The following is an 8675-nucleotide window of genomic DNA, read 5'->3' on the forward strand; positions in this document are numbered from 1 at the left end:
GGCGCGGCCGCCGGGACCTCCCGGCGGCCGCGTCGCGTTCCGGGGGAAGGTGCCGGCCTCCCGTCCGGCTCAGCCGGCCGGCACGGGCTCGGGCCGCGCGATTCGCCCGCCCGGCCAGGGAGACGGCACGCCGGTCGTCCCGGGGAAGCTCAGCGGCAGGCCGCGCGCCACCCGCGCCGCCAGCAGCCCGAAGGCCTGCGCCTCCAGCGCGTCGCCGTCCCAGCCCACCGCCTCCACCGGCTCGACCGGTGCGGCGAGCGCCGCGCCCAGCGCCCGCAGCATCGCCGGGTTGCGCCGCCCGCCGCCGCAGACCAGCCAGCGCCGGGGCGGCGAAGGCAGGTGCCGCGCCGCCGCCGCCACCGCCCCGGCGGAGAAGGCCACCAGCGTCGCGGCGCCGTCCGCCGGCGACAGCGCCTCCAGCCCCGCCGCCGCCAGCGCCCGGCCGAAATCCAGCCGGTCCAGCGATTTCGGCGGCGGCGCGGCGAGGTAGGGATGCGCCAGCAGCCGGCCCAGCACCGCCGCGTCCGGCGTCCCGGCCAAGGCCAGCGCCCCGTCGCGGTCGCAATCCTCGCCCGTGTGGCGCTTCGCCCAGTCGTCCAGCGGTCCGTTGGCCGGGCCGGTGTCGAAGGCGACCAGCGCCTCGTGCTCGCCCGCCCCGCCTTCCCCGATCCAGGTCACGTTGCCCACCCCGCCGAGGTTCAGCACCGCCACCGGCTTTGGCAGGTCCCGTGCCAGCGCCGCGTGCAGCGCCGGGGCCAGCGGCGCACCCTGGCCGCCCGCCGCCACGTCGGCCGAGCGGAAATCGTGCGCCACCGGCAGCCCGCAGCGCGCCGCCAGCAGCGCCGCGTCGCCCACCTGCCAGGTCAGTCCCTCGCCCGGCCGGTGCAGGATGGTCTGCCCGTGGAAGCCGACCAGGTCCGCCGCCTCGCCGATCGCCGCCACCGCCTCGGCGTGCCGCTCGGTCAGGCGGCGGACGCAGCCGGCCAGGAACGGGTCGGCGGGCGGCAGCGAGGGCGCGAGGTCGAGCAGCCGCCGCAGGTCGTCGCGCAGCGCGGCGTCGTAGGGCAGGGTAAGGGCCGGGCCGATCCGACCGATCCGCTCCCCGTCCGTCTCGATCCAGGCGGCGTCCACCCCGTCCAGCGAGGTGCCGCTCATCAGCCCGATGGTGCGCAGCATGGCCCGGTGTGCTAGCCCCCGACTCCGCCGCCCCGATACGCGGCGGGATTACCCTAGAGACGAAGTTCGGACACGGCACCCATGAGCGCGCTCAAGAGCGACTTCCTGCGCATCGCGCAGGAGCGCGGCTACATCCATCAGGTCACCGACGCCGCGGCGCTGGACGCGCGGCTGCTGCGCGGGGGGCTCGCCGCCTATATCGGCTTCGACTGCACGGCGGACAGCCTGCATGTCGGCCACCTCGTCTCGATCATGATGCTGCGCCTTCTGCAGAAGACCGGCGGCCGCCCCGTGGCGCTGCTCGGCGGCGGCACCACGAAGATCGGCGACCCCTCGGGCCGCGACACGCAGCGGCAATTGCTGACCGAGGCGCAGATCGAGGCCAACAAGATCGGCATCCGCCGCACCTTCGACGCCTTCCTCCGCTTCGGCGACGGCCCGGGCGACGCGATGATGCTCGACAACGCGGCGTGGCTCGACGGCCTCGCCTACATCCCGTTCCTGCGCGAGATCGGCCGCCACTTCAGCGTCAACCGCATGCTCTCGATGGACAGCGTGAAGCTGCGCCTCGACCGCGAGCAGCCGCTGAGCTTCCTCGAATTCAACTACATGCTGCTCCAGTCCTACGACTACCTGGAGCTGAACCGCCGCCACGGCGTCGCCCTGCAGATGGGCGGCTCCGACCAGTGGGGCAACATCGTGATGGGCGTCGAGCTGATCCGCCGCGTCACGGCGGAACAGCGCGGCCAGGGGGGAGTGGAGGGCGAGGCGGAGGCCGCCGCCCCCGAGGCGTTCGGCCTCACCACGCCGCTGCTCACCACCGCCTCCGGCGCCAAGATGGGCAAGACGGCGGCGGGCGCCGTGTGGCTGAACCCGGACCGGCTCTCGCCCTACGACTACTGGCAGTTCTGGCGCAACGCCGAGGATGCCGATGTCGGCCGCTTCCTGCTGCTCTTCACCGAGCTGCCCAACGGGGAGGTGAAGCGCCTCGCCGCGCTGGAAGGGGCGGAGATCAACGAGGCCAAGAAGGTGCTGGCCACCGAGGCCACGGCGCTGCTGCACGGCCGCGCCGCCGCCGAGGCCGCCGCCGAGACGGCGCGCAGCACCTTCGAGGCCGGCCAGGCCGCGGCCGACCTGCCCAGCATCGCGCTGGCGCCGGACGAGCTGGCGGTCGGCACGCCGCTGATCGCGCTGCTGGTGCGCGCCGGCTTCGCCGCCAGCAACGGCGAGGCGCGCCGCCTCGTGCGCGGCGGCGGCGTGCGGCTGAACGACGCGCCCGTGGCCGAGGAGACGCGCGCGCTGACCGTCGAGGACCTGCGCGACGGCGCCGCCAAGCTCTCGGCCGGGCGCAAGCGCCACGTGCTGGTGAAGGCCGCCGAACCCGTCTGACGGGGCGGCGCGCGGCGGCCGGTACGGGCGGGGCGCGAAACCTTGAGCGCCGCGCCCGCCCATGCGAGGGTGCCGCCACCTATCACGGCCTGCCGGGGCGCCACGCCGGCACGGCCGGAGGCGCCGATGCCGCCCGGCAACGACCGGAACCGGCGGCCCGGGCAGCGCGGCCCGAAAAGAACCGTTCTGGACGACGACAGGGACGCGTCACGGCACCACGAGTACCCGTCGCCCCACGGCGCCGCGCGGGCTAGCCTCGCCGCGACGGCCGCCGGCTGCTTCCCCAGGGCAGCTTCCCCAGGAGACCCCGCGCCATGGCGCACGCCATCGAGCTGAAGACCACCGTCGATACCCTCGCCGGCCCCGCCACCGGCCACAACAGCCTGCCCGACGCCGCGACCCTGCGCGCGGCGCGCGAGGACCTCGCCGCCTGCTTCCGCATGGCCGCGCGCCTCGGCATGCAGGAAGGCATCTGCAACCACTTCTCCGCCGTGGTGCCCGGCCGCGACGACCTGTTCCTGGTCAACCCGGTCGGCCTCGCCTTCGCCGAGGTGACGGCCTCCTCCCTGCTGCTCTGCGACTTCGCCGGCAACGTGGTGCAGGGCGAGGGCAGGCCGGAGGCGACCGCCTTCTACATCCACGCCCGCCTGCACCTGCGCAAGCCGCGCGCCCGCGTCGCGCTGCACACCCACATGCCCTACGCTACCGCGCTCGCCATGACCGAGGGCGAGCCGCTGGTCTGGGCCGGCCAGAGCGCGCTGCGCTTCTACGGCCGCGTCGCGGTGGACGGGAACTACAACGGCCTCGCCCTCGACGAGGCGGAGGGCGACCGCATCGCCGACAGCGCCGGCGACGCCGACATCGTGTTCATGAAGAACCACGGCGTGATGGTGCTCGCCGAGACCATCGCCGAGGCGTGGGACGATCTCTACTACCTGGAGCGCGCGGCGCAGGCGCAGATCCTTGCCATGAGCACGGGCCGGAAGCTGCTGCCCGTCTCCGACGCGATGGCGCGGCTGGTGGCCGAGCAGGAAGGCATGGCGCGGGCCGACAGCGCCCGCAAGCACCTCGACAGCGTCCGGCGCCAGCTCCGGCTGACCGATCCGGACTTCCTCGACTGAAACGGCGGGGGGGGGGCTCCGCCCTAACCCGAACCCCGCCTTGTCATCGGGAAGGGCTCCGCCCTCCCCGGGCCCCTCCGAACAGGGAAGGCTCTTCCTTTCCCGGACCTCATCCGCCCCCAGGGAAGGCTCCGCCTTCCCCGGACCCCATCCGCCCTCTGGGGAAGGCGCCGCCTTCCCCAGACCCCATCCGCCAGGAGGGCGAAGCCCTCCTGGACCTCTCTTCGTCTGGTCCTCGCCGGTCGAACCACCCGTCCCCTGAACCGAACGGGGGGTTCCAGGGGGGCTTCGCCCCCTGGCGGGGATCGTAAGGGGCGGCGCCCCCCAATAGACCTACTGGGCGGGGTCCGGGGCAGCGCCCCGGCGCTGGCCTTTCCCCTCCCTGGCCTTCCACCCAAGGACCCAGCATGGCCATCCTCCTCACCGGCAACCTCGACGCCGAGGACTACGCCGACTGGCGCCGCCACCTCCTCGCCCACCTGCCCGCCGGCGAGACGCTGGTCCTCGCCACCGAGGATTACGACCCCGAGGCGGTCGAGATCGCCCTCGTCGCCAACCCGCCGCACGGCACGGTGGCGCGACACCCGAATCTCCGCTTCATCCAGAGCCTCTGGGCCGGCGTGGACAAGCTGCTCTCCGACCCCACCCTGCCGCGCCACCTGCCCATCGCCCGGCTGATCGACCCCTCCATGACCCAGGCCATGGTGGAATGCGCCCTGGCCGCCGTGATGCTCCTGCACCGGCAGCTTCCCGCCTACGCCGCGCAGCAGGCGCGCGGGGAGTGGCGGCAGCTCGCCCAGCCGCTCACCGCGCAGCGCCCGGTTGGCGTGCTCGGCCTGGGCGAACTGGGCAGCGCCGTGGCCCGCACCCTGGCCGGGCTCGGCTTCCCCGTCTCCGGCTGGAGCCGCTCGCCGCGCGCGGTCGCGGGGGTGAACTGCCTCAGCGGCGCCGACGGCATGCGCACGCTGCTGGAGGGCGCCGAGATCCTGGTCAACCTCGTGCCGCTCACCCCGGACACGGAGGGCCTGCTCTGCCGGGCCACCTTCGAGCGCATGCCGCGCGGCGCCGGCCTGGTGAACCTTGCGCGCGGCGGCCATCTCGTGGAGGCGGACCTGCTCGCCGCCCTCGACTCCGGCCGGATCGGCCATGCCGTGCTCGACGTGTTCCGGCAGGAGCCGCTGCCCGCCGGCCACCCGTTCTGGCACAACCCGCGCATCACCGTGCTGCCGCATGTCGCCGCCTACAGCGAGCCGAGCACGGCGGCGCGCATCGCGCTGGAAAACGTCGCCGCCTTCCGCGCCGGCCGCACCCCGGACGCGCTGGTGGACCCCGGCCGGGGATACTGAATCCGGCCTCTCCCCCCTGGCGGCACGATTCCTGCGTGTTCCGCCCGTCGGCGGACGCTGGTGGGCGCGCCTGTCGGCGGGCGAAGTTGGACACGCCTGCCGGCAAGTGAAGCTGGGCACGCCTGTCGGCAAGTGAAGCCGGGCGCGCCTGTCGGCAAGTGAAGCCAGGCGCGCCTGTCGGCGCGTGAAGTCAGGCGCGCCTGACGGCGCGACGGGGACAGGGAGACGGGCATGAGCCAGGACGAGGCGGGGGCGCCGCTGCACCTGCTGCTGAGCGAGGCGGCATGGCGCGAGCACGGCGCGGCGATGCGCGAGGCCAGCGCCCGGCCGCTCCAGCCCGTCCTGTTCGCCGGCGCCGAGGCGCCGCCGCCCGAGCTGAGTCGGGTGGAGGCCGCCTTCCTCTCGCGCGACGTCTTCGCCGGCGGCACCGGGCACCGCCCGGTGCCGGGCTTCCTGCGCTACCTCGACCTGCTGCACGCGGCGCCGGCGCTGCGCTGGCTGCACATCTACCCGGCCGGGGTGGACCGCGAGGACTACCAGCGCCTGATGCGGCGCGGCGTGCGGCTGACCAATTCCGCCAGCGCCATCGCCCCCACCGTGGCGCTGACCGCCTTCACCGCGCTGCTGGCCCTGTCGCGCCGCATGCCGGGCTGGATCGCGGCGCAGGCCGAGCGCCGCTGGCAGCAGCCCACCGGGGCGGCGCGCCCGCGCGACCTCGCCGGGCAGACCGCGGTGATCGTCGGCACCGGGCCGATCGGGCAGGAGATCGGCCGGCTCTGCGCCGCCGTCGGGCTGCGGGTGCTCGGCGTGCGGCACGGAACCGGCGCGCCGCCGCCGCACCTGCCGGACTGCGTCACCTATGCCGAGCTGCCGCAGGTGCTGCCGCGTGCCGACTGGCTGGTGCTGGCCTGCCCGCTCAGCGACGCGACGCGCGGCCTGATCGACGCCGCCGCCCTGGCGTTGCTGCCGCCCGGCGCGCACCTGCTGAACGCCTCGCGCGGCGGCGTGGCGGTGGATGCGGCGATCGACGCGGCGCTGCGCGCGGGCCGGCTGGCCGGCGCCTGGCTGGACGTGTTCGAGTCCGAGCCGCTGGCGCCGGACAGCCCGCTCTGGTCGGCGCCGGGCGCGCTGGTGACGCCGCATTGCGCCGGCGTCTCGGACGGGCGTGAGGCGCGGGTGGCGACCCTGTTCGCGGAGAACCTCGGCCGCTGGACGCGTGGCGAGACGCTGCCGGGCGAGGCACGGCCGAGCTGAGGAACCGGCCCGGGCGAGGCGCGGGAGCATTCTCACGCTGAGCGCACGCGCTCGGCGGCCCGGAAGATGCGCCGGATCAGAAGGCCGGAACGGCCCGCGCGTCGCCGCTCCCTGCCGCCCCGTCGGATGCCTAGAGCATTTTCAAGCTGAGCGTCCTCGCTCAGCGGCTCGGAAAATGCGAAAAATCAAAAGGCTAGAGCCGTTCCGGCCTGATCCAGTCAGGCTGGATCGGCTCTAGCCGGCGCGGAACCTTACGCCGCCGCCCGCCCCGCCACGGTCGCCGCCGCCGGCGCCTTCCTCGGGACGGCCGCCGTCGTGTCCGATGACGGTACGCGCTCCAGCAGCCCCAGCGCCGCGAGCCGGCGGCAGAATTCCAGCGCGCCTTCGCCCAGCTCGGCCGCGCAGGCGCCTTCCTCCAGACGCTCCAGCCAGCCCAGCGACGCCGCGTCCAGCACCTCGACGCCGCCGCCCCAGCGCAGCGTCGCGGTGCCGTCCGGCGCGGCGGCGACGTGGTGGTGCGACGTCTCCGCCAGCCGCAGCGGCTCCGTCGGGCCGGGCGGCGTGGCGAGCAGGCCGCGGCCGGGCAGGGGCATGCGCTCGCCGGCCAGCCGGTCCAGCATGCGCACCGAGACGCGCTCCAGCACCGCCGCCCGGTTCAGCCGCTCCAGCTTCTCGGCCATCCCGCGCAGCAGCGCCGGCAGCGCGTTGGGCTCGGTGAGGCGCCAGGTGGGGAAGGCGGCCCGCAGCGCCGCCTCCTCGGGCTCCAGCAGGTCGAGCGCGTCGTGCAGCGCTTCCGCCCAGCTCGGTTCCAGGAAGCCGATGGTCAGGTGCAGCGAGGCCTCGCCGCCCCCGTCGCCGCCCCCGTCGCCGCCCCTTTGGGCCAGCGCGTCGTGCAGCACGCCGCGCGGGACGTAGAGCGCGTCGCCCGGCCGCAGCAGCAGCGTCTCCGGCTCCCCCGTCGGCGGGTAGCGGTCTCGGTCCCAGCGGGTGTGCCGGGTCGGGTCGGGCAGGGGCTGGCCGGGAAAGAGGCGCCAGCGCTTCTCGCCCTGCACCTGCAGCACCAGCACGTCGTGCGTGTCGAAATGCGTGCGGAACCCCTGCGCGCCGGGCGGGGTCAGGTAGACGTTGCACTGCACCGGGTGCAGGAACAGCTTCTCCAGGCCCCGGCAGAAGCGCGCGAGCGGCGGGTGCATGTCCTGGAATTGCGAGACCACCAGCGTGGCGCCGCCATCGAACCGCGCGAACAGCCCGGCCGGGTCGATCCGCCCATCCTCGCGCGTGAACAGCTCGGGCGGCACGGCGGCGCTGCCCTCCCGGCTGCCATCGGCCATGCCGACCTGCGGGCAGCGGGCCGCGCCGGTGGCGAGCCAGGCGTCGAGATCGGCGACGCCGCACAGCGCCCGGAAGCGCGCCGGATCGTCGGCCGGGAAGTGCCTCGCCTCCCGCGTCTCCCGCAGGCGCAGCACCGACTCCACGGACATGCCGCCGAAGGCGAGGGCGAAGGCTGCCGCCGCCGGCGAGGCGGGTGCCGGCGGGGGATCGGGCGGAAGGGCGGTCATGGCGCGGGCCGCCTCAGCGCCAGCCACGCCCGCGGCCGGGGCTGTCGTAGGGGTCGTTGTCGGTGACGGAGCGGCGCGGCGGCGGGGCGGCGTAGCCGCGCCCGCGGCCGGGGCTGTCGTAGGGATCGTTGTCGGTGACGGAGCGGCGTGGCGGCGGGGCGGCGTAGCCGCGCCCGCGGCCGGGGCTGTCATAGGGGTCGTTGTCGGTGGCGCCGCGATAGCCGCCGCGGCCGCGACCGGGCGAATCGTAGGGATCGTTGTCGGTCACGACCGGCACCACCTCTGCCGGGCCGGCATTGCCGCCATCGGCATCCGTGGCGGGGGCGGGATTGCCGCTCGCCGCCCGGGCCGGACCCGCCAGCGATGCGGTCGCGGCGGCGGCACCGGCGCCGGCCAGCCGCAGCATCACGAGCCGACGCCGGAGGCGAGGATCGGCGGGGTCCGGCATGGGGCGCATCCTTGGTTCGTTGCGGCGGCATGATATTCGCGCCGGCCTTGTTCCGGAACGATAACCTGCGCGTCCTTTCATCACCATGAATGCAACGCTCCGTTGCAGGCTTGCCCGCAGCGGAGCCGAGGGGTGGAGGCCCTGCCTTCCGTCCCGGCTTTGCCCCGTCCCGGCTTTGCTCCGCCCTGCGTGGTGCCGCTAGAGCGGATCGCCGGAGGGCGGCTACGCCCGGAGGCGTGAATCCGCGCCGAGAACAACGAGCTACAGCGAACCGCAGTCCCAACCGGACTGCGGTTCGCTGTAGAGCATTTTCAAGTCGGGTGTACTCACCCGGCGAATCGGAAAATGCGAACAGCCAAAAGGCTGGAGCCGTTCCGGCCTG

7 protein-coding genes are annotated in these 8675 nt (G+C 74.9%); 4 read left to right on the forward strand and 3 right to left on the reverse strand.

Features of this window, described 5'->3' with window-relative positions:
- Positions 1 to 69: 69 nt before the first annotated feature.
- The gene (locus M0638_RS06920) at positions 70 to 1173 is read right to left on the reverse strand and encodes an anhydro-N-acetylmuramic acid kinase (RefSeq protein WP_248666239.1); all 1104 of its coding nucleotides are present in this window, start codon (positions 1171 to 1173) and stop codon (positions 70 to 72) included.
- Positions 1174 to 1257: 84 nt separating this feature from the next.
- Here M0638_RS06920 and tyrS point away from each other — a divergent pair, with 84 nt between their 5' ends.
- The 4 genes from tyrS (at position 1258) to M0638_RS06940 (ending at position 6286) form a co-directional block, all read left to right on the forward strand.
- A complete protein-coding gene (tyrS, locus tag M0638_RS06925; RefSeq protein ID WP_248666233.1) occupies positions 1258 to 2565 on the forward strand; it encodes a tyrosine--tRNA ligase in 1308 nt (435 codons plus the stop codon).
- A gap of 314 nt (positions 2566 to 2879) precedes the next feature.
- Positions 2880 to 3686, forward strand: a complete 807-nt coding sequence (locus M0638_RS06930) for an aldolase (RefSeq protein ID WP_248666234.1) — start codon at positions 2880 to 2882, stop codon at positions 3684 to 3686.
- A gap of 407 nt (positions 3687 to 4093) precedes the next feature.
- Positions 4094 to 5032, forward strand: coding sequence for a 2-hydroxyacid dehydrogenase (locus M0638_RS06935; protein ID WP_248666235.1), 939 nt, complete (start codon positions 4094 to 4096; stop codon positions 5030 to 5032).
- 231 nt (positions 5033 to 5263) lie between these two features.
- Positions 5264 to 6286: a D-2-hydroxyacid dehydrogenase gene (locus tag M0638_RS06940; RefSeq protein ID WP_248666236.1), complete on the forward strand. Its 1023-nt coding sequence runs from the start codon at positions 5264 to 5266 to the stop codon at positions 6284 to 6286.
- A 251-nt stretch (positions 6287 to 6537) separates the two neighbouring features.
- Here M0638_RS06940 and M0638_RS06945 read toward each other — a convergent pair whose 3' ends face one another.
- Positions 6538 to 7845 (reverse strand): cupin domain-containing protein, encoded by a 1308-nt coding sequence (locus M0638_RS06945; protein ID WP_248666237.1) that lies wholly within the window; start codon positions 7843 to 7845, stop codon positions 6538 to 6540.
- A gap of 13 nt (positions 7846 to 7858) precedes the next feature.
- Positions 7859 to 8293, reverse strand: a complete 435-nt coding sequence (locus M0638_RS06950) for a hypothetical protein (protein WP_248666238.1) — start codon at positions 8291 to 8293, stop codon at positions 7859 to 7861.
- Between the last annotated feature and the right edge of the window lie 382 nt (positions 8294 to 8675).

It is taken from the genome of Roseomonas acroporae (assembly GCF_023223525.1).
GTDB lineage: Bacteria > Pseudomonadota > Alphaproteobacteria > Acetobacterales > Acetobacteraceae > Roseomonas_E > Roseomonas_E acroporae.

Bases quoted from the DNA above. Each gene is read 5' to 3' on its own strand.
- tyrS (WP_248666233.1), top strand. From the start codon at position 1,258: ATGAGCGCGCTCAAGAGCGACTTCCTGCGCATCGCGCAGGAGCGCGGC.
- M0638_RS06930 (WP_248666234.1), top strand. From the start codon at position 2,880: ATGGCGCACGCCATCGAGCTGAAGACCACCGTCGATACCCTCGCCGGC.
- M0638_RS06935 (WP_248666235.1), top strand. From the start codon at position 4,094: ATGGCCATCCTCCTCACCGGCAACCTCGACGCCGAGGACTACGCCGAC.
- M0638_RS06940 (WP_248666236.1), top strand. From the start codon at position 5,264: ATGAGCCAGGACGAGGCGGGGGCGCCGCTGCACCTGCTGCTGAGCGAG.
- M0638_RS06945 (WP_248666237.1), bottom strand. From the start codon at position 7,845: ATGACCGCCCTTCCGCCCGATCCCCCGCCGGCACCCGCCTCGCCGGCG.
- M0638_RS06950 (WP_248666238.1), bottom strand. From the start codon at position 8,293: ATGCCGGACCCCGCCGATCCTCGCCTCCGGCGTCGGCTCGTGATGCTG.